The sequence below is a fragment of the Bradyrhizobium sp. U87765 SZCCT0048 genome (assembly GCF_018131225.1).
Classification (GTDB): domain Bacteria; phylum Pseudomonadota; class Alphaproteobacteria; order Rhizobiales; family Xanthobacteraceae; genus Bradyrhizobium_A.
In genome coordinates this window covers 91,064-110,370 of sequence record NZ_JAFCMM010000003.1, presented here as the reverse complement: position 1 = coordinate 110,370, position 19,307 = coordinate 91,064, and the positions used below count along the sequence as shown (strand labels likewise).

16 protein-coding genes are annotated in these 19,307 nt (G+C 66.8%); 14 read left to right on the top strand and 2 right to left on the bottom strand.

What is annotated here, in order from left to right:
• Positions 1-37: 37 nt before the first annotated feature.
• The 3 genes from JQ639_RS19035 to JQ639_RS19025 all read left to right on the top strand — a co-directional run bounded on the left by JQ639_RS19035 (position 38) and on the right by JQ639_RS19025 (position 3,517).
• Positions 38-1,318 carry a lipoprotein-releasing ABC transporter permease subunit gene (locus JQ639_RS19035; protein ID WP_211970543.1) on the top strand — a complete coding sequence of 427 codons (1,281 nt, stop codon included), beginning with the start codon at positions 38-40 and terminating at the stop codon, positions 1,316-1,318.
• 10 nt (positions 1,319-1,328) lie between these two features.
• Positions 1,329-2,030 carry an ABC transporter ATP-binding protein gene (locus JQ639_RS19030; protein WP_211970542.1) on the top strand — a complete coding sequence of 234 codons (702 nt, stop codon included), beginning with the start codon at positions 1,329-1,331 and terminating at the stop codon, positions 2,028-2,030.
• A gap of 206 nt (positions 2,031-2,236) precedes the next feature.
• Positions 2,237-3,517, top strand: a complete 1,281-nt coding sequence (locus JQ639_RS19025; protein WP_211970541.1) for a lipoprotein-releasing ABC transporter permease subunit — start codon at positions 2,237-2,239, stop codon at positions 3,515-3,517.
• Between the two features lie 135 nt (positions 3,518-3,652).
• Here the strand turns inward: JQ639_RS19025 and JQ639_RS19020 are convergent, their stop codons facing one another.
• Positions 3,653-3,955 (bottom strand): DUF3551 domain-containing protein, encoded by a 303-nt coding sequence (locus JQ639_RS19020; protein ID WP_249123697.1) that lies wholly within the window; start codon positions 3,953-3,955, stop codon positions 3,653-3,655.
• A 23-nt stretch (positions 3,956-3,978) separates the two neighbouring features.
• Positions 3,979-4,266, bottom strand: coding sequence for a DUF3551 domain-containing protein (locus JQ639_RS19015; protein ID WP_211970540.1), 288 nt, complete (start codon positions 4,264-4,266; stop codon positions 3,979-3,981).
• Positions 4,267-4,508: 242 nt separating this feature from the next.
• On the opposite strand from JQ639_RS19015, the gene JQ639_RS19010 reads away from it, so the two are divergent.
• The 11 genes from JQ639_RS19010 (at position 4,509) to rseP (ending at position 19,148) form a co-directional block, all read left to right on the top strand.
• A complete protein-coding gene (locus JQ639_RS19010; RefSeq protein WP_211970539.1) occupies positions 4,509-4,676 on the top strand; it encodes a hypothetical protein in 168 nt (55 codons plus the stop codon).
• A 603-nt stretch (positions 4,677-5,279) separates the two neighbouring features.
• Positions 5,280-8,789, top strand: coding sequence for a DNA polymerase III subunit alpha (dnaE, locus tag JQ639_RS19005; protein ID WP_211970538.1), 3,510 nt, complete (start codon positions 5,280-5,282; stop codon positions 8,787-8,789).
• 154 nt (positions 8,790-8,943) lie between these two features.
• Positions 8,944-11,271 (top strand): caspase family protein, encoded by a 2,328-nt coding sequence (locus JQ639_RS19000; protein ID WP_211970537.1) that lies wholly within the window; start codon positions 8,944-8,946, stop codon positions 11,269-11,271.
• Positions 11,272-11,502: 231 nt separating this feature from the next.
• The gene (locus JQ639_RS18995) at positions 11,503-12,495 is read left to right on the top strand and encodes a 30S ribosomal protein S2 (RefSeq protein WP_211970536.1); all 993 of its coding nucleotides are present in this window, start codon (positions 11,503-11,505) and stop codon (positions 12,493-12,495) included.
• 192 nt (positions 12,496-12,687) lie between these two features.
• The gene (gene tsf, locus JQ639_RS18990) at positions 12,688-13,614 is read left to right on the top strand and encodes a translation elongation factor Ts (RefSeq protein WP_211970535.1); all 927 of its coding nucleotides are present in this window, start codon (positions 12,688-12,690) and stop codon (positions 13,612-13,614) included.
• 140 nt (positions 13,615-13,754) lie between these two features.
• Positions 13,755-14,471 carry a UMP kinase gene (gene pyrH, locus JQ639_RS18985; RefSeq protein WP_211970534.1) on the top strand — a complete coding sequence of 239 codons (717 nt, stop codon included), beginning with the start codon at positions 13,755-13,757 and terminating at the stop codon, positions 14,469-14,471.
• A 69-nt stretch (positions 14,472-14,540) separates the two neighbouring features.
• On the top strand, positions 14,541-15,104 hold the full coding sequence (frr, locus tag JQ639_RS18980) for a ribosome recycling factor (RefSeq protein WP_211970533.1): 564 nt from the start codon (positions 14,541-14,543) through the stop codon (positions 15,102-15,104).
• Positions 15,105-15,115: 11 nt separating this feature from the next.
• On the top strand, positions 15,116-15,874 hold the full coding sequence (locus JQ639_RS18975) for an isoprenyl transferase (protein WP_211970532.1): 759 nt from the start codon (positions 15,116-15,118) through the stop codon (positions 15,872-15,874).
• A 5-nt stretch (positions 15,875-15,879) separates the two neighbouring features.
• The gene (locus tag JQ639_RS18970) at positions 15,880-16,725 is read left to right on the top strand and encodes a phosphatidate cytidylyltransferase (protein ID WP_371745188.1); all 846 of its coding nucleotides are present in this window, start codon (positions 15,880-15,882) and stop codon (positions 16,723-16,725) included.
• A 5-nt stretch (positions 16,726-16,730) separates the two neighbouring features.
• Positions 16,731-17,957 carry a 1-deoxy-D-xylulose-5-phosphate reductoisomerase gene (gene dxr, locus JQ639_RS18965; protein WP_211970531.1) on the top strand — a complete coding sequence of 409 codons (1,227 nt, stop codon included), beginning with the start codon at positions 16,731-16,733 and terminating at the stop codon, positions 17,955-17,957.
• 42 nt (positions 17,958-17,999) lie between these two features.
• Positions 18,000-19,148 (top strand): RIP metalloprotease RseP, encoded by a 1,149-nt coding sequence (rseP, locus tag JQ639_RS18960; RefSeq protein ID WP_211970530.1) that lies wholly within the window; start codon positions 18,000-18,002, stop codon positions 19,146-19,148.
• Positions 19,149-19,307 lie beyond the last annotated feature (159 nt).

Here is a 19,307-nt window from a genome sequence, read left to right as displayed (position 1 = left end):
CGACCAGAATTAGCCCCAATCGTGTGAAATCCGTGCGATGGATACGCCGATGAGTGAGCCAGTCCGAACCGCCCCCTTCGCCGCTTTCGAGTGGATGCTGTCGATGCGCTACCTGCGGGCGCGTCGCAAGGAAGGATTCATCTCGGTCATCGCCGGGTTTTCCTTCCTCGGCATCATGCTCGGCGTCGCCACGCTGATCATCGTCATGGCGGTGATGAACGGTTTCCGCAAGGAGCTGCTCGACAAGATCCTCGGCCTCAACGGCCACATTGCGGTGACGCCGCAGGAATCGCCGCTGACCGACTGGAAAGAGGTCGCCGAGCGCATCAACACCTTGAACGGCATTCGCCTCGCCGCGCCCGTGGTCGATGGCCAGGCGCTGGCGTCATCGCCTTACGGCGCCGCCGGCGTATTCGTGCGTGGCATCCGCTCGAAGGACCTCGACAACGTCACGTCGATTGCCAAGAACATCAAGCAGGGCACCCTCGAAGGCTTCGATGACGGGCAGGGCATCGCCATCGGCCGTCGTCTCGCCGACCAGTTGTCCGTCCATGCCGGCGACAGCGTCACCCTGGTGGCGCCGCGCGGCGCCGTGACGCCGATGGGCACGACGCCGCGGATCAAGCCCTACAAGGTCGCGGCGGTGTTCGAGATCGGCATGTCCGAATACGACGCGACGTTCGTGTTCATGCCGCTCACGGAAGCGCAGGCCTATTTCAACCGCAACAACGACGTCACCGCGATCGAGATCTACACCGACAACCCCGACAAGGTCGAAGCCTATCGCAAGGCCGTGATCGAGGCGGCGGGGCGGCCGATCTATCTCATCGACTGGCGCAGTCGCAACGCCACCTTCTTCAATGCGTTGCAGGTCGAACGCAATGTCATGTTCCTGATCCTGACCCTGATCGTGCTGGTGGCGGCGCTGAACATCGTGTCCGGCCTGATCATGCTGGTGAAAGACAAAGGCAGCGACATTGCCATCCTGCGAACCATGGGGGCGTCGCAGGGGGCGGTGATGCGGGTGTTCCTGATCACCGGCGCCGCCATCGGCGTGGTCGGCACCCTGGTCGGCTTCCTGGTCGGGCTGCTGATCTGCCTGAACATCGAGTCGATCCGCCAGTTTCTGTCATGGCTGACCAACACCGAACTGTTCTCGCCCGAGCTGTATTTCCTGTCCAAGCTGCCCGCCCAGGTCGACGTGGCGGAAACCGTTGCGGTGGTGATCATGGCGCTGACACTGTCGTTCCTGGCGACGCTGTATCCGTCGTGGCGGGCGTCGCGGCTCGATCCCGTCGAAGCGCTTCGGTACGAATAGGGCGGCTGCGATGGCTCAGGGGGACGAACACGACGCACCGGTGATTTATCTGCACGACATCCGCCGGCAATACCGGCAGGGCGAGTCGGTGCTCACCATTCTCGACGGCGCTAAGCTGGCGCTGTGGCCGGGCCAGTCGGTGGCGCTGGTCGCGCCGTCCGGTTCGGGCAAGTCGACGTTGCTGCATATCGCGGGGCTGCTCGAAAGCCCGGATGAGGGCGAGGTCTATGTCGGCGGCAACGCCACCTCGACGCTGTCGGACGCCGACCGCACCCAGTTGCGCCGCACCGAGATCGGCTTCGTCTACCAGTCGCACCGGCTGCTACCGGAATTCACGGCGCTCGAGAACGTCATGCTGCCGCAGATGATCCGCGGCCTGAAGCGGAGCGAGACCGTCAACCGCGCCAAGGAGATCCTGGCGTATCTCGGGCTCGGCGAGCGCATCACCCACCGCCCGGCGGAATTGTCCGGCGGTGAGCAGCAGCGTGTCGCGATCGCCCGTGCGGTCGCCAACGCGCCGCGGGTGCTGTTTGCCGACGAGCCGACCGGCAACCTCGATCCGCACACCGCCGACCATGTCTTCCATGCGCTGATGCAGCTGGTGAAGGCGACGCGGGTGTCGATGCTGATCGCCACCCACAACATGGAGCTGGCCGGGCGCATGGACCGCCGGGTATCGCTGCAGGACGGCCACGTCGTCGAACTCGAGTAGGCGCGCGGCCGGGCGGTCGTGCCGGCGGCCTTCGGAAAATACCGTCAGATTGATTGCGGGAACGATCCGCTCGGTCATGGCGACGTGCGTGAGCTGCGGACGCCGCCGACGTCATGGTGCGGCTGCGCGTATGAGTTGTTTGCGCGTCACGCGCAGCGCCGCGGAGCAGCGGCCAGAATTGGCCCCAATCGTGTGAGATCCGTGCGATGGATGCGCCGATGAGTGAGCCAGTCCGAACCATTCCCTTCGCCGCCTTCGAGTGGATGCTGTCGATGCGCTATCTGCGGGCGCGTCGCAAGGAAGGATTCATCTCGGTCATTGCCGGGTTCTCCTTCCTCGGCATCATGCTCGGCGTCGCCACGCTGATCATCGTCATGGCAGTGATGAACGGCTTTCGGACGGAGCTGCTGGACAAGATCCTCGGCCTCAACGGCCATATTGCGGTCCAGCCGCAGGCCGCGCCGTTGACCGACTGGAAGGAGGTTGCCGAGCGGATCAGCGCCGTGAACGGCATTCGCCTCGCTGCGCCGGTGGTCGATGGCCAGGCGCTGGCATCCTCGCCCTCTCGCGCGAATGGTGTGTTCGTACGCGGCATTCGCGCAGGCGACCTTGGCAACGTCACCGCGGTCGCGGAGAACATCAGGCAGGGCACCCTTGAAGGGTTCGACGACGGGCAGGGCATCGCCATCGGGAGCAGGCTCGCAGACCAGCTCTCTGTGCGCGCCGGCGACAGCATCACCCTGGTGGCGCCGCGCGGCGCAGTAACGCCGATGGGAATGACGCCGCGGATCAAGCCCTACAAGGTCGCCGCGGTGTTCGAGGTCGGCATGTCCGAGTACGACGCCACGTTCGTCTTCATGCCGCTCACGGAAGCGCAGGCTTATTTCAACCGCAACAACGACGTCACTGCGATCGAGATCTATACCGACAACCCCGACAAGGTCGAAGCCTATCGCAAGGCGGTGATCGAGGCCGCGGGGCGCCCGATCTATCTCATCGACTGGCGCAGTCGTAACGCCACGTTCTTCAATGCGCTGGAGGTTCAGCGCAATGTCATGTTCCTGATCTTGACCCTGATCGTGCTGGTCGCGGCGCTGAACATCGTGTCCGGCCTGATCATGCTGGTGAAGGACAAGGGCAGCGACATTGCCATCCTGCGCACCATGGGGGCGTCGCAGGGGGCGGTGATGCGGGTGTTCCTGATTACGGGCGCGGCGATCGGCGTGGCGGGCACGGTGGCCGGCCTCCTCGTCGGCCTCGTGATCTGCAACAACATCGAGGCGATCCGCCAATTCCTGTCGTGGCTGACCAACACCCAGCTGTTTCCGTCCGACCTCTATTTCCTGTCCAAGATGCCCGCCGAAGTCGACGTGGCGGAGACTGCGGCGGTGGTGATCATGGCGCTGACGCTGTCGCTCCTGGCGACGCTGTATCCGTCGTGGCGCGCGTCGCGGCTCGATCCCGTCGAGGCGCTTCGGTACGGATAGGGCGATAGCGATCGCTCAGCGGCTAATCGGCCGGCATACCAACAGGGCGACGCGGCGCTTGCCGTTCTCGATGGTGCCAAGCTCGCGTTGGGATGCTGCACCCGGCCGCGATCAGCATTCGGGACGGGGCACGGATCAGTCGTGGCGGCGGGACCGGTGACGCCGCCGCGGCGGCGGCGGGCCGTCGTCGAAAGGATCGGCGGCGGGGCCGGCGATGCCGCGCGCACCGAATGGATAGGCGGGATTGTAGAGACAGGTCGCGCCGATGCCGGACGCGCTGGCATTGCACTGCGCCATCGAGACGAAGCGGCAGCTCACGAGGTCGTCACGCCAGTGCAGGCAGATGGGATAGACCGCCGGCTGTGCCGCGGCCGGCATCGCACCGAGTGCGCCGCCGAACACGACGGCCGCGGATGCGGCCCACACCATCGCGCGCATCGGGTGACCTCCCGGCTATCGGCTTAGTAGTACTCGCGATACCAGTGCTTGCGCTTGCCGCGCGGACGGGGCGCGGGCTCGTCAACATAGGCGGCGCGGCCGGCATAGGCCGGGTTGGCAAGACAGGTCGCGCCCAGACCCGAGGCAGAGGCGGCGCACTGGCTGAAATTGCTGTAGCGGCAGTCCATCCGCTCGTATGGGCCGAACTGGCATACCGGATAGCTGCCTGCGGCGGCCGGCGTAGCGGCCATCAGACTTGCACCGATCCCGACGGCGAGGGCGGACATCGCGCCCAACACAATGCTACGCATTTCAACCTCCTGCCGACTCGCGGCGCTTCGAACTGTCCATTTCACCAAGCCGCTCCCGCCGATCCGCGTCAAGACACGTTTGCGCGGGGAGCGATGGGAGCAACGCTCGCCCCGCAGATTTGTGCCGGCGACCGCCGCTTTCGTTCAATTGGCGGTGTGTTGGCGATGGCGTTGCGGCATTTCGGACTTGCGGTGATCGTTGCCTGCGACATATTGGGCGGATGGGACGCTCATTTCACGTCATGATGTTTGCAGCCACGGCGCTGTGCTGCGCGGTGTTCGTCGGCTTTCTCGCCCACGACGCCTTCGGGATTTCCGATCACCTGATCCGGCGCGATGCGCTGGAGGGAGCGATGTTCCTCGGGCTGGCGCTGGTCTGTGGCGTGCTGCTGCCGCAGGACCGCCGCTAGTCGCGCCTCCCAGGGCTGCGTCCCCAAGACGGCTTCCCCAAGACGGCTTTCCCAAGGCTGCATACTCAAGGCTGCATCCTCAAGGCTGCATCCTCAACACTGCTTCCCGTGCTGCCCGAAGGGCTGCCTGCCAGGGTTGCTCGCTGGTTCCAATGCGCGCGTCCAGCCCGGCCGTTAACCACTGTCGGGGCCTGAGCGGGACTGGTTGTGGTGGCCGCTTGACTCTTTGAACAAAAAGAGAACAATGTTCCTCATATGTTCTTGATGGCCAGTGGGGCGGTCGGGGACGAGCGTTAGAGATCAGATCAAAGAGGTCCGTCATGTTGAGAACATTTGTCGAGGAAGCCGCCGCGCTGACGTCGATCGTTCTGTTCGTGGGAATGGTCGCGATCTGGGCCCAGGTGCTGCCGCAGCTCTGAGCCGCCGTCGAGGATTGAGGGGGATCGGACGGCCGCTGCCGCGATCGGCCGTGGACAGCTGGACGTCGAGACTTCACGATCGGTCGCCGAGTCGGCACAACACCGCCTGCGATCGATCGCGGGCCGGACGTTCGCCGTACGGCCGGTCCCCCGCGGGGACGTTCTCCAACTGATCACAGTTCCCATGGCCTCTGCCGGTTTCGTCCATCTCCACGTCAATTCCGCCTATTCGCTGCTCCGCGGGGCAATGAAGATCGCCAAGCTCGCGGAACTGGCGAAGGCCGACCACCAGCCGGCGCTGGCGCTTACCGACACCGACAACATGTTCGGTGCGCTGGAATTTTCCGACAAGATGGCCGGGTCGGGCATCCAGCCGATCGTCGGCTGCGCACTCGCGATCGACTTCGGCGACGTCGAGCCGACCTCGCGCAGCGTGCTCGCGAACAGTCATGGTCGCCTGGTGCTGCTGGCGGCGCGTGAGGCCGGCTATCGCAGCCTGATGCGGCTGAACTCGCGGGCCTTCCTGGAGACGCCGGTCAATCACGCCCCGCACATCAAGTTCGACTGGCTGCACGGCGAGACCGAAGGGCTGATCGTGCTGACCGGCGGTCCCGACGGCCCGATCTCCCAGGCCATCGCCGCCGACCAGGCGGGGCTGGCGCTGGCGCGCTGCGAACGCCTTGCCGAGCTGTTCGGCGACCGTCTCTATGTCGAGCTGCAGCGTCATGGCCTCGACAAGGAGCGCCGGGCCGAGCCGACGCTGATCGACATCGCCTATGACAAGGGCCTGCCGCTGGTCGCGACCAACGAGCCGTATTTCGCCAGCGCCGACGACTACGAAGCCCATGATGCGCTGCTGTGCATTGCCGGCGGCCGGCTGATCGCCGAGGCCGAGCGCGATCAGCTGACGCCGGACCATCGTTTCAAGACGCGCGCCGAGATGGCGGTGCTGTTCGCAGACCTTCCCGAGGCGCTGGCGTCAACGGTGGAGATCGCCGAGCGCTGCGCCTACCGGCCGCTGACCCGCAAGCCCATTCTGCCGCGCTTCACGGTCGGCGCCAGCAGTGGCGGCGACGCTGCGGCGGAAGAGAACGCCGAAGTGCGGCGGCAGGCGGAGGAGGGACTCGCGGCCCGTCTTGCCGCGCACGGCATGGCGCCGGGTCTGGTGGAGGAGGACTACACCAAGCGGCTCAACTTCGAGCTCGACGTCATCACCCGCATGAACTACTCCGGCTACTTCCTGATCGTGTCGGACTTCATCAAGTGGGCGAAGTCGCAGGGCATTCCGGTCGGACCGGGCCGCGGCTCGGGCGCAGGCTCGCTGGTCGCCTATGCGCTCACCATCACCGACCTCGATCCGATGCGGTTCGCGCTGCTGTTCGAGCGCTTCCTCAATCCCGAGCGCGTGTCGATGCCGGACTTCGACATCGACTTCTGTCAGGATCGCCGCGACGAGGTGATCCGCTATGTGCAGGAGCGCTACGGCCGCGAGCAGGTGGCGCAGATCATCACCTTCGGTACGCTGCAGGCGCGCGGCGTTCTGCGCGACGTCGGCCGCGTGCTGCAGATGCCCTACGGCCAGGTCGACAAGCTGACCAAGCTGGTGCCGCAGAACCCGGCCGCGCCGATCACGCTCGCCGCCGCCATCGAGAGCGAGCCCAAGCTGCAGGCGGTGCGCGACGAGGACCCGGTGGTTGCGCGCGCCTTCGACATCGCACAGAAGCTCGAGGGCCTCAACCGCCACGCATCGACCCATGCCGCCGGCATCGTCATCGGCGACCGCCCGCTGAGCGAACTGGTCCCGATGTACCGCGATCCGAAATCGGACATGCCGGTCACCCAGTTCAACATGAAGTGGGTCGAGCCCGCCGGCCTCGTCAAGTTCGACTTCCTCGGCCTGAAGACGCTGACCACGCTCGACGTCGCGGTGAAACTGCTGCGCCAGCGCGGCGAGATCGTCGATCTCAGCCAGCTCAAGATCGACGATAGCGAGAGCTACGCCATGCTGGCGCGCGGCGAAGTGGTCGGCGTGTTCCAGGTTGAAAGCCAGGGCATGCGGCGCGCGCTGATCGACATGCGGCCCGACCGTTTCGAGGACATCGTCGCTCTCGTTGCGCTGTACCGGCCGGGCCCGATGGCCAACATCCCGACCTACTGCGCGCGCAAGCATGGCGACGAGCAGCCGGAATACCTGCACCCCATCCTGGAGCCGATCCTGAAGGAGACGTTCGGCGTCATCATCTACCAGGAACAGGTGATGCAGATCGCGCAGGCGATGTCGGGCTACTCGCTCGGCGAAGCCGACCTGCTGCGCCGCGCCATGGGCAAGAAGATCCGCGCCGAGATGGACAAGCAGCGCGTGCGCTTCGTGTCCGGCGCCGTCGAGAACGGCGTGCCGAAGGACCAGGCCGACACCATCTTCGACCTCCTGGCGAAGTTCGCCGACTACGGCTTCAACAAGAGCCATGCGGCGGCCTACGCGCTCGTGTCGTTCCAGACCGCCTACATGAAGGCGCACTATCCGGTCGAATTCCTGGCCGCGTCGATGACGCTCGAAATGAGCAACACCGACAAGCTCTCGGAATTCCGCGCCGAGGCGCAGCGTCTCAACATCAAGGTCGAGCCGCCGTCGGTCAATCGCTCGGGCGTCAATTTCGACGTGCGCGACGGCAAGATCCACTATGCGCTGGCCGCGCTCAAGGGCGTCGGCGCGCAGGCCGTGCAGCAGATCGTCGAGGCGCGCGGCGACAAGCCGTTCACCTCGATCGCCGATTTTGCCGCGCGCGTCAGTCCGCGCGCCGTCAACAAGCGCGTGCTGGAAAGTCTCGCCGCAGCCGGCGCGTTCGACGATCTTGAACCCAACCGCGCCAGCGTGTTCGGCGGCGCCGACGCCATCCTCGCGGCCTGCCAGCGCAGCCACGAGGCCGTGACGAGCGGACAGAACGACATGTTCGGTGGCCTTGCGGACGCCCCGTCCGTGATCCTGCCTGGGGTCGAGCCGTGGCTGCCGTCCGAACGGCTGCAGCGCGAATACGACGCCATCGGCTTCTTCCTGTCGGGCCACCCGCTCGACGATTACCGCACTGTGCTCAAGCGCCTCAACGTGCAATCGTGGGCGGAGTTCTCCCAGGCGGTCAAGAATGGCCGCACCGCGGGCAAGGTCGCCGCCACGGTGGTGTCGCGCATGGAGCGGCGCACCAAGACCGGCAACAAGATGGGCATCATCGGCCTCTCGGATCCCAGCGGCCACTTCGAGGCGGTGCTGTTCTCCGAGGCGCTCGGGCAATTCCGCGACATGCTGGAGCCGGGCCTCGCGGTGCTGCTGCAACTGGCGGCCGAACTCCAGGGTGAGGACGTGCGCGCGCGCATCAACAATGTCGAACTGCTCGACCAGGCCGCGGCGAAGACCTCGATGGCGCTGCGGGTGTTCGTGCGCGATACCAAGCCGCTGGAGTCGATTGCCAAGCGTCTTTCTGCCTCCGAGGCAGCCCCGGCCGCCGCATCGCGGCCGCCGGGGCCGGGTTCGCGTCCCACGGCGCGGGCCGGCAATGGCGACGGCGAGGTGACGCTGGTGATGATGCTCGACCTCGAGACCGAGGTCGACATGAAGCTGCCGGGCCGGTTCAAGGTGTCGCCGCAGATCGCCGGTGCGCTCAAGGCGGTCCCCGGGGTCGTGGACGTCCAGACGATCTGACGCCGGCCAGACCGGGCAGGGCGTTCGTCTGGCCGCGGCTGCCGTGCCGCCATGCGGGTTTGCGATGGCGGTGGTGCTTTTCGTTCAACTGGTGTTCAGTTTGCGCCTCGCTCAATGTGGGGATCGCAGACTCAAACCACCGGGAAGAAAAGCCATGCCGCTCGCCCGCGTCCTTTCCGTCGTCTCGGCCTGTCTCATCCTTGCGCTGGCGTGGCCGGGCCTGTCGCCGCCGGCCTTCGCCCAGCAACAGCAGAAGCGGATCGCGCTGGTGGTTGGCGACGGCGCCTATGCCCGTTCGCCGCTCGCGACCGCGGCCAACGATGCCGGCCTGATCGCCCAGACCCTGCAGGCTGCCGGCTTCGACGTGACCGGTGCGCGAGACCTCGACGGCGATACCCTGCGCAAGAGTTTCCGCGACTTCGTGCAGAAGGCGGAGACGTCCGGTCCGGACACGGTGGCGATGATCTATCTGGCCGGCTATGGCGTGCAACTCGCCGGCGAGAACTATTTCATCCCGGTCGATTCCAACGTCACGCGCGACACCGACATCCCGACCGAAGGCCTGCGCATCAGCGACTATGTGCGCCAGCTCGCGGCGTTGCCGCTCAAGGCCAACATCGTGGTGCTGGACCTCGCGCGGCAGCAGCCGTTCGTCGAGGGCGGCCAGCCGATCGCCAGCGGCCTTGCTTTGGTCGAGCCCGATCCCAACACCCTGATCGCGTTCAATGCTGCCCCTGGCACGGTCGCGCCGCCGGAGCAGGGCTCCTACGGCATCTACGCGCAGTCGCTCGCCGAGATGATCCGCACCGGCGGGCTGCCGCTGTCGGAGCTGTTCAACCGCCTGCGGCTGCGCGTCAACGAGGCGAGCAAGGGCGCGCAGGTGCCGTGGAATGCGCAGAAGGCCGATCTGCAGTTCTCCTTCTTCGATCGTGCTCCCGACGCGCCGGCCGCCGCGCCGCCGGATCAGGCGATGGCGATGCGCGACCGCCCGATCCGCGACCTCGGCGTGCAGGATGCCTATGCCGCCGCGCTCGAGCGTGACACGCTGCAGGGCTATGAAGACTTCCTCGCCGCCTATCCGACTGATCCGCTGGCGAAGCGGGTGAGGGCGATCGTCGCCGCGCGGCGCGAGGCCATCACGTGGCGGCGCAGCTACCGTGCCGATACGCCGGACGCGTACTGGTCGTATCTGCGGCGCTATCCGCGCGGGCCGCATGCCGGGGACGCGCGCCGCCGTCTCGCCATTCTCACCGCGCCGCTCGAGCCGCCGCAGACCTTCACGGTGATGGACTACGACGTGCCGCCGCCGCCGCCGGACGAGGTCGTCTATGTCGACCGGCCGGTGCTGATGTTCAGCGATCCGGTGTTCGATTTCGCGCCGCCGCCGCCGCCGCCGGTGTTCTTCCTGCCGCCGCCGCCGCCGGACTTCGTGGTGCTGCCGCCACCGCCGCCGCCGATCGGACTGTTCGTGCTGCCGCAGCCGTTCTTCGTGCCGATCCCGGTCTATGTCCGGCCGCCGGTGTATGTCGCGCCGCCGCCGAACAACATCATCTTCAACAACATCCACAACACCACGATCATCAACACCGTGATCAACAACCGTCCTGCGCCGGGGGCTCCCGGCGCGCCGCCTCCGGGGGCGCCTGTCGGCGCGCCTGGTGGCCCGGGCGGTCCGGGACAAGCTGCAGTTCGGCCTGGCCTCGGGCCGACGCTGCCGGGAGCGGCGATGCAGCGGGCTTCGCTGATCCAGCAGGGCAAGCTGCCGCCGCCGCCAAGTGCGTCGATCAATCCGGCCGCGCGTCCCGGCGGTCCGGGGACCGCGCCGCAGCCGACCAGCGCGCCGGGCGGCGTGCCCGCGGTGACGCCTAATGTGACGCCAAGCACGGCGTTGCCCAAGGCCAATGCCCTGCCGGTTCCCGGCACCAAGGGCGCGCCACCGCCGCCTCCGGGGACGGGTGGCCCGGCGGGTGGTGCGGCGATGCAGCATCCCAACGCGACCCTGCCGGCCCAGCAGGCTCACCCCGGACCGGGGCCGGGCCCGACACCGCCGGCCGGAGCGACGCCGCCCCATCCGCCGGCCACGGCCGGTGCTCCGCCCAGCGGAGAGCCTCGCCCGCCGGTTGCAGGGCGCCCGGGGGGGCAGGGTCCCGGACCGAAGCCGGCCGTGACTGCGCCGACGCCTGTCCGCCCGTCGGTGCAGGCACCGGTTCGGCCGCAGGCCCAGCCAAGGCCACAGGCTCAGCCGAGGCCGCAGGTCCAGCGACCGGCGCCACCACCACGTCCGGCCCCCCAGCGTGCCGCCCCGCCGCCGCGCCCTGCGCCGGTGGCCCGGCCGGCTCCGCCCCCCAGGCCGGCACCGCCGCCGCGGGTCGCTCCGCCGCCGCGTCCGGCGCCCCAGGTCGCCCGTCCGCCGGCACCGCGTCCAGCTCCGCCGCCGCGGCCCGCGCCCAAGAGGTGTCCGCCGAACCAGCCCAAGTGCTGACAAGCTGATCGCGTCCCCCCGGCCGGGTTCCCTCACGGGGATCCGGCCGGGCCGTTTCCGGGCCGGCCGGGCCCGATTGTGACGGGAAATCCTTGCGTTGCGGCGGAGGCGCCGCTATACAGCGCGCCATCTCACACGGAAACATGGCTTTGAAGGCCGTCCGGTGGCATCCGGGCCGCGAGGCTCGTTATGCTCACACGTTTCCGGAGGAACCAACCGGAGAATACCAAAATGTCGATTCCTGATTTCTCGATGCGTCAGCTGCTCGAAGCCGGCGTTCACTTTGGCCACCAGGCCCATCGCTGGAATCCGAAGATGCAGGATTACATCTTCGGCACCCGCAACAACATCCACATCATCGACCTCGCGCAGACCGTGCCGCTGCTGCACCGTGCGCTGCAGGCGGTGAGCGACACCGTCGCCCGCGGCGGCCGTATCCTGTTCGTCGGCACCAAGCGTTCGGCGCAGGACGGCGTTGCCGATGCCGCCAAGCGCTCGGCGCAGTACTTCGTCAACTCGCGCTGGCTCGGTGGCACGCTGACCAACTGGAAGACCATTTCCGGTTCGATCAAGCGCCTGCGTCATCTCGAGGAGATGCTCGCCTCGTCCGAGAGCCAGGCCTACACCAAGAAGGAGCGCCTCGACCTGCAGCGCGAGCGCGACAAGCTCGATCGCTCGCTCGGCGGCATCAAGGACATGGGCGGTCTGCCCGACCTGATCTTCGTGATCGATACCAACAAGGAAGACATCGCGATCCAGGAGGCCCAGCGCCTCAACATTCCGGTGGCGGCGATCGTCGACACCAACTGCGATCCGAAGGGCATCACCTACGTCGTTCCGGGTAACGACGACGCTGGCCGTGCCATCAGCCTGTACTGCGACCTGATCGCGCGCGCCGCGATCGACGGCATTTCCCGTGCGCAGGGCGATGCGGGCATCGACATCGGTGCGCTGGCCAATCCGGCCCAGGAAGAGCTGCCGGCCGCCGAGGGCGGTTTCCAGGGGCTGCCCGGTCCGCGCGGCGTTGCCGACGATCTCAAGAAGCTCACCGGCGTGTCCGGCGCGATCGAGAAGAAGCTCAACGACCTCGGCATCTTCCACTACTGGCAGCTCGCCGAGCTCGACCACGACACCGCTCACCACATTGGCGAGCAGGTTGGCCTGCCGGGTCGTGCCGACAGCTGGGTCGTCAAGGCCAAGGAACTGACCGCGGAAGCGGAGTAACGATCTCAAGCCGAAATCTCCGGGATGGCCCTGTGGCCATCCCGGATCGGCTTTGAAGCTGATTTCGCGGCCAGGACATACTGGCCGGCTAGTGTCCCGCTTCGCAGGTCCGCTGCATTTCCGATTCGGGACGTGACGTCGTTGATGGTCGCCGTCGGGCGGGCGGCGTTCGCAGACACAAGGATATTCAAGATGGCAACGATTACGGCTGCACTGGTCAAGGAGCTGCGCGACAAGACCGGCGCTGGCATGATGGACTGTAAGCAGGCACTCAACGAGACCGCTGGCGACATGGATGCGGCGGTCGACTGGCTGCGCAAGAAGGGCCTGTCGAAGGCTGCCAAGAAGGCTGGCCGCGTCGCGGCCGAGGGCCTGATCGGCGCGATCGTCGAGGGCACCAAGGGCGTGCTGGTCGAGGTGAATTCCGAGACCGACTTCGTCGCCCGTAACGACCAGTTCCAGGGCCTCGTCAAGATGATCGGCCAGGTCGCGCTTCATTCCGGCACCACCGACATCGAGGCGATCAAGGCCGCCAAGGTCGGCAGCGCCACCGTCGAGACGGCGATCGCCGACGCGATTGCGACCATCGGCGAGAACATGACGCTGCGCCGTGCCGCTGCGCTGTCCGTCGGGCAGGGCGTGGTGGCGAGCTACCTGCACAATGCCGTCACCGACGGTCTCGGCAAGCTCGGCGTGATTGTTGCGCTGGAGTCGCCCGGCCAGGCCGACGAGCTCTCCGCGCTCGGCCGCCAGATCGCGATGCACATCGCGGCGGCGAACCCGGCTGCGCTCGAGGCTGCCGGCCTCGATCCCGAGGTGGTGCGCCGTGAGAAGGACGTGCTCGCCGACAAGTACCGTCAGCAGGGCAAGCCGGACAACGTGATCGAGAAGATCGTCGAGTCGGGTCTGAAGACCTACTACAAGGAAGTCTGCCTGCTTGAGCAGGCCTTTATCCACGACACCGGCAAGTCGGTGGCGCAGGCGGTGAAGGAAGCGGAGGGCAAGGTCGGTGGACCGGTGAAAATCACCGGCTTCGTGCGCTATGCTCTGGGCGAGGGAATCGAGAAGCAGGAATCCGATTTCGCCGCCGAGGTCGCCGCAGCCGCCGGACAGAGCTGATCCCAGGGCAATGGCGGCCCCGCAAGGGCCGCCATTGTTGTTTGATGCAACGGCCTTGAATCGGACGCGTCGCTTTATCTAGTTGTTCGGGTAGGATGTTTTGCCGGCTTCGGCTGGATCCGCCCGAAGGGGAGCGCACCATGGGTGAGCCGGTTTATCGTCGTGTCGTGGTCAAGCTCTCCGGCGAGTATCTGGCCGGACCGCAGCCTTTCGGAATCGACCAGCCCACCATCGACCGTGTCGCCGGCGACCTGATCGCCGCCCGCGCGCTCGGCATCGAGATCGCCGTCGTGATCGGCGGCGGGAATATCTTCCGCGGCGTGGAAGTCTCGAACCGTGGCGTGTCGCGCCCCACCGGGGACACCATGGGCATGCTGGCGACCATGATGAACTGCCTCGCGCTCGAAGCGGCGCTGGAGCGCAAGGGGCAGGCGGCCCGGACACTGTCGGCGTTCGTGATGCCCGAAGTCAGCGAACTTTTTACCCGTGCCGCGGCCAATCTGGCGCTGTCCGAAGGCCGCATCGTGCTGCTCGGAGGCGGCACCGGCAATCCGTTCTTCACCACCGACACCACGGCCGTGCTGCGCGCCGGAGAGATCGGTGCGCAGGCCGTGCTCAAGGCCACCAACGTCGATGGCGTCTACAGCGCCGACCCCAAGACCGACCCCGCCGCCAAGCGTTTCGAGCGCCTGACGCATTCGCAGGCGCTGGAAGGCGGGTATAAGGTCATGGATGCGACGGCGTTCGCTCTTGCCCGCGAAACCGGGGTGCCTATCATCGTGTTCTCAATCGCCGAGCCCGGCTCCATCGGGGCGATTCTCAGCGGAGGCGGCCGGGGAACCATCGTCGCAGGCTAGGCGACGCTCGCATGGCCGCGCCTCGAGGTGCGGCCGGCTCGACGAATTTTCGATCAGAGGACAACGACCATGGCAACCGGGACTTTCGATCTCAACGAATTGAAGCGCCGCATGCAGGGCGCGACCCAATCGCTGAAGCACGAACTCGGCGGCTTGCGCACCGGCCGCGCTTCGGCGTCGATGCTGGAGCCTGTGCAGGTCGAGGCGTATGGCAGCCACATGCCGCTCAATCAGCTCGCGACCGTCAGCGTGCCCGAGCCGCGCCTTTTGTCGGTGCAGGTGTGGGACAAGTCCATGGTGCACGCGGTGGAGAAGGCGATCGTCAACTCCAACCTCGGCCTGTCGCCGGCCACCGAAGGCCAGGTGCTGCGCCTGCGCATTCCCGAGCTCAACCAGGAGCGCCGCAAGGAGCTCGTGAAGGTCGCCCACAAGTACGCCGAAGCCGCGCGCGTTGCCGTGCGCCACGTGCGCCGTGACGGCCTCGACACCGTCAAGAAGCTCGAGAAGAACCACGAAATCTCCGAGGACGATCAGGAGCGTTTCGGCAACGACATCCAGAAGGCGACGGATGCGACGATCGCGGAGATCGATCAGCTCCTTGCCACCAAGGAAAAGGAAATCCTCACGGTCTGAGGCTGCACGCGATGTCCAACGCCGTTTCGTCCCATTCCGATGAGCCGGCCCGGCAAGATGCGCCGCGGCACGTGGCGATCATCATGGATGGCAACGGCCGTTGGGCCGCGGCGCGCGGCCTGCCGCGCGGCGAGGGGCATCGCCGCGGCGTCGAGGCGCTGCGCCGCGTGGTTCGCGCCGCGAACGACCTCGGCATTTCCTATCTGACGATTTTTTCGTTCAGTTCCGAGAACTGGTCGCGGCCGGCGACCGAGATCGGCGACCTGTTCGGCCTGCTGCGCCGTTTCATCCGCAACGACCTCGCCTCGCTGCATCGCGATGGCGTGCGCGTGCGCGTGATCGGCGAGCGCGAGGGGCTCGAGCAGGACATTCGTGCGCTGCTCGCCGAAGCGGAGGAGCTGACCCGGGCCAATACCGCTCTGACGCTCGTCGTCGCGTTCAACTACGGCTCGCGGCATGAGATTGCGCGCGCGGCCCAGCGCCTCGCGCGCGAGGTGGCCGAGGGGCGCCGCAGCGTCGACAGCATCACCGAAGAGGCGATCACCCAGAACCTCGATGCGCCGGATCTGCCCGATCCCGACCTGATCATCCGCACCAGCGGCGAGCAGCGCCTGTCCAACTTCCTGATGTGGCAGGCCGCCTACAGCGAGCTGGTGTTCGTGCCGATCCACTGGCCCGATTTCGATCGTGCAGCGCTCGAAGGCGCCATCGCCGAATACGCCCGGCGCGAGCGGCGCTTCGGCGGCCTTGCCGCCAAGACCGGATCGTGAGCCGCGTGCCGAAGGACAACGTCGCGCCCGTGGCAGGCGGCGAGCAGGGCGGGCGCAATCTCCTGATGCGTGTCGCCGCCGCGGTCGTGCTGGCCCCGCTGACTGTCGGCATCGCCTATCTCGGCGGCTGGCTATGGGCCCTCCTGGTGCTGGCCGCAGCCGTTGGTCTCTATGTCGAATGGCTGACGATCGTCGGCGCGGCGCGCAACACGGCCGTGCTGGTCGCCGGCGTCGTGGCGCTGCTGGTCGGCGGCCTGTGCATGGTCCACTGGATTGCGGTCGCCGCGGCCGTGATGGCTGCGGGCCTCGTCGTCGTCGCCATTGCCGGCGGAGAACGGCGGGTGTGGGCGGCCACCGGCCTTGCCTATGCCGCCTGCGCGCTCGTCGCTTCGGATCTCGTCCGGGGCGATGCAGAGACGGGGTTTCTGGCGCTGATGTTCGTGCTGCTGGTGGTCTGGGTCACCGACATCGGCGGCTATTTCGCCGGGCGGGGAATCGGCGGGCCGAAGCTGTGGCCGCGGGTCAGCCCCAAGAAGACCTGGGCGGGCGCGATCGGCGGGCTCGTCGGCAGTCTTGTTGTCGCAGCTGTATTTGCGGTGCTGGGCCTTGGCCGCATGGGGCCGCTGCTGGCGCTCGCCAGTGTGCTCTCGGTGGTCTCGCAGCTTGGCGATCTGTTTGAATCGGCAGTCAAACGCACGTTCGGGGTGAAGGATTCCAGCCACATCATCCCGGGCCATGGCGGATTGCTTGACCGGCTCGACGGCTTTGTCGCGGCGATCGTTTTCGCAGCGCTGGTCGGGGCCTTGCGCGGCGGTATCGATGGCGTCGGCCGCGGTCTTATGGTTTGGTGAGGACGATGAGCGCGGTACCTTTGAAAACTCTCGATCAGACGCGGCCCCGGCGGGAGCGTGTGGTCACCGTCCTCGGGGCGACCGGATCGATCGGCGACAGCACCATGGACCTGCTGCGCCGTGGTCGCGACCGCTACCGCGTCGAGGCCGTCACGGCCCACAGCAATGTCGAGGCGCTGGCCAAGCTCGCCCGTGAGTTCGAGGTCGGCTTTGCCGCCATCGCCGACGAATCGAAGTTCGACGCGCTGAAGTCGGCGCTGTCCGGGACCGGCATCGCCTGCGGCGCAGGCGAGGGCGCGGTGATCGAGGCGGCGGCGCGGCCGGCCGACTGGGTGATGGCCGCCGTCAGCGGCGCGGCCGGCCTCAAGCCGGCGCTCGCGGCGGTCGACCGCGGCGCCACCGTCGCGCTGGCGAACAAGGAATGCCTGGTCTGTGCCGGCGAGATCTTCATGGAGCGCGCGGTGTCGGCGGGCGCCCAGGTGCTGCCGGCGGATTCCGAACACAACGCCCTGTTCCAGGCCCTGAGCTCGGGCAATCGCGAGGAACTCTCCCGCGTCATCATCACTGCGTCTGGCGGTCCGTTCCGCACGTGGACGGTCGAGGCCATCGAACAGGCGACGCTCGAGCAGGCGCTCAAGCATCCGAACTGGTCGATGGGCCAGAAGATCACGATCGATTCCGCCTCGATGATGAACAAGGGCCTCGAGGTGATCGAGGCTGCGCACCTGTTCGCGCTGACGCCCGACGAGATCGACGTGCTCGTCCATCCGCAGTCGATCATCCACGGCATGGTCGAGTTCGCCGACCGTTCGGTCGTGGCGCAGCTCGGTGCTCCCGACATGCGGACCCCGATCGCCCATTGCCTGGGTTGGCCGGACCGCATTCCCGGGCCGGCGGCGCGGCTCGACCTCGCGGCCATCGGCCAGCTGACGTTCGAGGTGCCTGATCTCAAGCGCTTTCCGGGACTGCGCCTGGCATTCGACGCGCTGCGGGCCGGGGGCGGGGCGCCGACGGTCTATAATGCCGCCAACGAGGTCGCGGTCGCCGCCTTCGTCGCGCGCAAGATCGAGTTCGGCATGATCGCCCGCCTGGTCGAGGCGACGCTTGAGAAGGCGCTGGCCGACGGTGCGGCGAAGGCACCGCGGACCGCTGACGACGCGCTCGCCGTTGACCATGGCGCGCGATATATCGCTGCCACCCTCTTGCCTCAAATTGCCGCAAAGGCATCCTAAAGGTTATGACGCGGAGCCCCTGCGTTCCGTGACGAGGATCGGATGATCGACACTTTAGTTAATAACTTCAATATGTTGAGCCACCTCGTCGTTGGCTATGTCATCCCGTTCCTGTTCGTCCTGACGATCGTCGTCTTCTTTCACGAGCTGGGCCATTTTCTGGTCGCTCGCTGGGCTGGCGTGAAGGTCCTGACCTTCTCACTCGGCTTCGGGCCGGAGATCGTCGGCTTCAACGACCGCCGCGGCACCCGCTGGAAAATCTCCGCGATTCCGCTTGGCGGCTACGTCAAGTTCTTCGGCGACGACAGTGAGGCGAGCACGCCGTCGCAAGCGACGCTGGCGACGATGTCCGAAGGCGAGCGCGCCCAGAGCTTCCATTTCAAGAAGGTCGGCCCCCGCGCAGCCATCGTCGCCGCCGGTCCGATCGCCAACTTCCTGCTGGCGATCGTGATTTTCTCCGTCCTGTTCATGACCTTCGGCAAGCCCTCGATTACCGCCGAGGTCGACACGGTCGAGCCGGGCAGCGCGGCCGCTGTCGCCGGGTTCCAGCATGGTGACGTCGTCACCGCGATCGACGGAACGACGATCGAGAGCTTTTCCGACATGCAGCGAATCGTCGCCACCAGTGCAGGCGTGCAGCTGAACTTCACCGTCCGCCGGGGTAACGAGACCGTCGTCCTCCAGGCCACCCCGCAGATGAAGGTGATCAAGGACAGTTTCGGCACCCACAGCCAAGGGCTGCTCGGGATCCAGCGGGCGCCGGCTCCGGCTGAGCTGACCGCCAAGCCCGTTGATCCACTGACGGCGGTGTCGCTGGGGGTCGATCAGACCTGGTTCATCGTCAAGCAGACGGTGTTCTACATCGGTCGTCTGTTCACCGGTCAGGAAGCGGCCGACCAGATTGGTGGGCCGCTGCGAATCGCCCAGATTTCGGGGAAGGTGGCGACGCTCGGCCTGCCGGCCCTGATCCATCTGGCAGGCGTGCTGTCCATTTCCATCGGCCTGCTGAACCTGTTTCCGGTGCCGCTGCTGGATGGTGGTCACCTTCTGTTCTATCTGATCGAGGCTGTGCGTGGTCGGCCGCTGTCGGAGCGGGCCCAGGAGATGGGATTCCGTTTTGGCCTGGCGATTGTGCTGATGCTGATGATTTTCACGTTCTATAACGACCTGGTCCACTTGCCAGGTTCATGACAGGTCCATGTGAAAGTTCTCCCGGCGTGGCCGTTGGGCAACGTATTGGTGAGAAATTGGAAAAGCGGCATCAAACGTCGTTTGCCAGCCGGTGAAAATTGGCTACAAGCGTCGTCGAATTGGGGAATCTCTCGGCCGGCTGGGGAGCAGGGTCGAGAC

What these genes read in the sequence shown, in the direction of transcription:
- JQ639_RS19000 (WP_211970537.1), top strand. Translation starts at nt 8,944, where the DNA reads ATGCCGCTCGCCCGCGTCCTTTCCGTCGTCTCGGCCTGTCTCATCCTT.
- JQ639_RS18975 (WP_211970532.1), top strand. Translation starts at nt 15,116, where the DNA reads ATGTCCAACGCCGTTTCGTCCCATTCCGATGAGCCGGCCCGGCAAGAT.
- JQ639_RS19025 (WP_211970541.1), top strand. Translation starts at nt 2,237, where the DNA reads ATGGATGCGCCGATGAGTGAGCCAGTCCGAACCATTCCCTTCGCCGCC.
- JQ639_RS19035 (WP_211970543.1), top strand. Translation starts at nt 38, where the DNA reads ATGGATACGCCGATGAGTGAGCCAGTCCGAACCGCCCCCTTCGCCGCT.
- dxr (WP_211970531.1), top strand. Translation starts at nt 16,731, where the DNA reads ATGAGCGCGGTACCTTTGAAAACTCTCGATCAGACGCGGCCCCGGCGG.
- JQ639_RS19020 (WP_249123697.1), bottom strand. Translation starts at nt 3,955, where the DNA reads ATGCGCGCGATGGTGTGGGCCGCATCCGCGGCCGTCGTGTTCGGCGGC.
- pyrH (WP_211970534.1), top strand. Translation starts at nt 13,755, where the DNA reads ATGGGTGAGCCGGTTTATCGTCGTGTCGTGGTCAAGCTCTCCGGCGAG.
- JQ639_RS19010 (WP_211970539.1), top strand. Translation starts at nt 4,509, where the DNA reads ATGATGTTTGCAGCCACGGCGCTGTGCTGCGCGGTGTTCGTCGGCTTT.
- JQ639_RS19030 (WP_211970542.1), top strand. Translation starts at nt 1,329, where the DNA reads ATGGCTCAGGGGGACGAACACGACGCACCGGTGATTTATCTGCACGAC.
- JQ639_RS19015 (WP_211970540.1), bottom strand. Translation starts at nt 4,266, where the DNA reads ATGCGTAGCATTGTGTTGGGCGCGATGTCCGCCCTCGCCGTCGGGATC.
- tsf (WP_211970535.1), top strand. Translation starts at nt 12,688, where the DNA reads ATGGCAACGATTACGGCTGCACTGGTCAAGGAGCTGCGCGACAAGACC.
- JQ639_RS18995 (WP_211970536.1), top strand. Translation starts at nt 11,503, where the DNA reads ATGTCGATTCCTGATTTCTCGATGCGTCAGCTGCTCGAAGCCGGCGTT.
- dnaE (WP_211970538.1), top strand. Translation starts at nt 5,280, where the DNA reads ATGGCCTCTGCCGGTTTCGTCCATCTCCACGTCAATTCCGCCTATTCG.
- rseP (WP_211970530.1), top strand. Translation starts at nt 18,000, where the DNA reads ATGATCGACACTTTAGTTAATAACTTCAATATGTTGAGCCACCTCGTC.
- frr (WP_211970533.1), top strand. Translation starts at nt 14,541, where the DNA reads ATGGCAACCGGGACTTTCGATCTCAACGAATTGAAGCGCCGCATGCAG.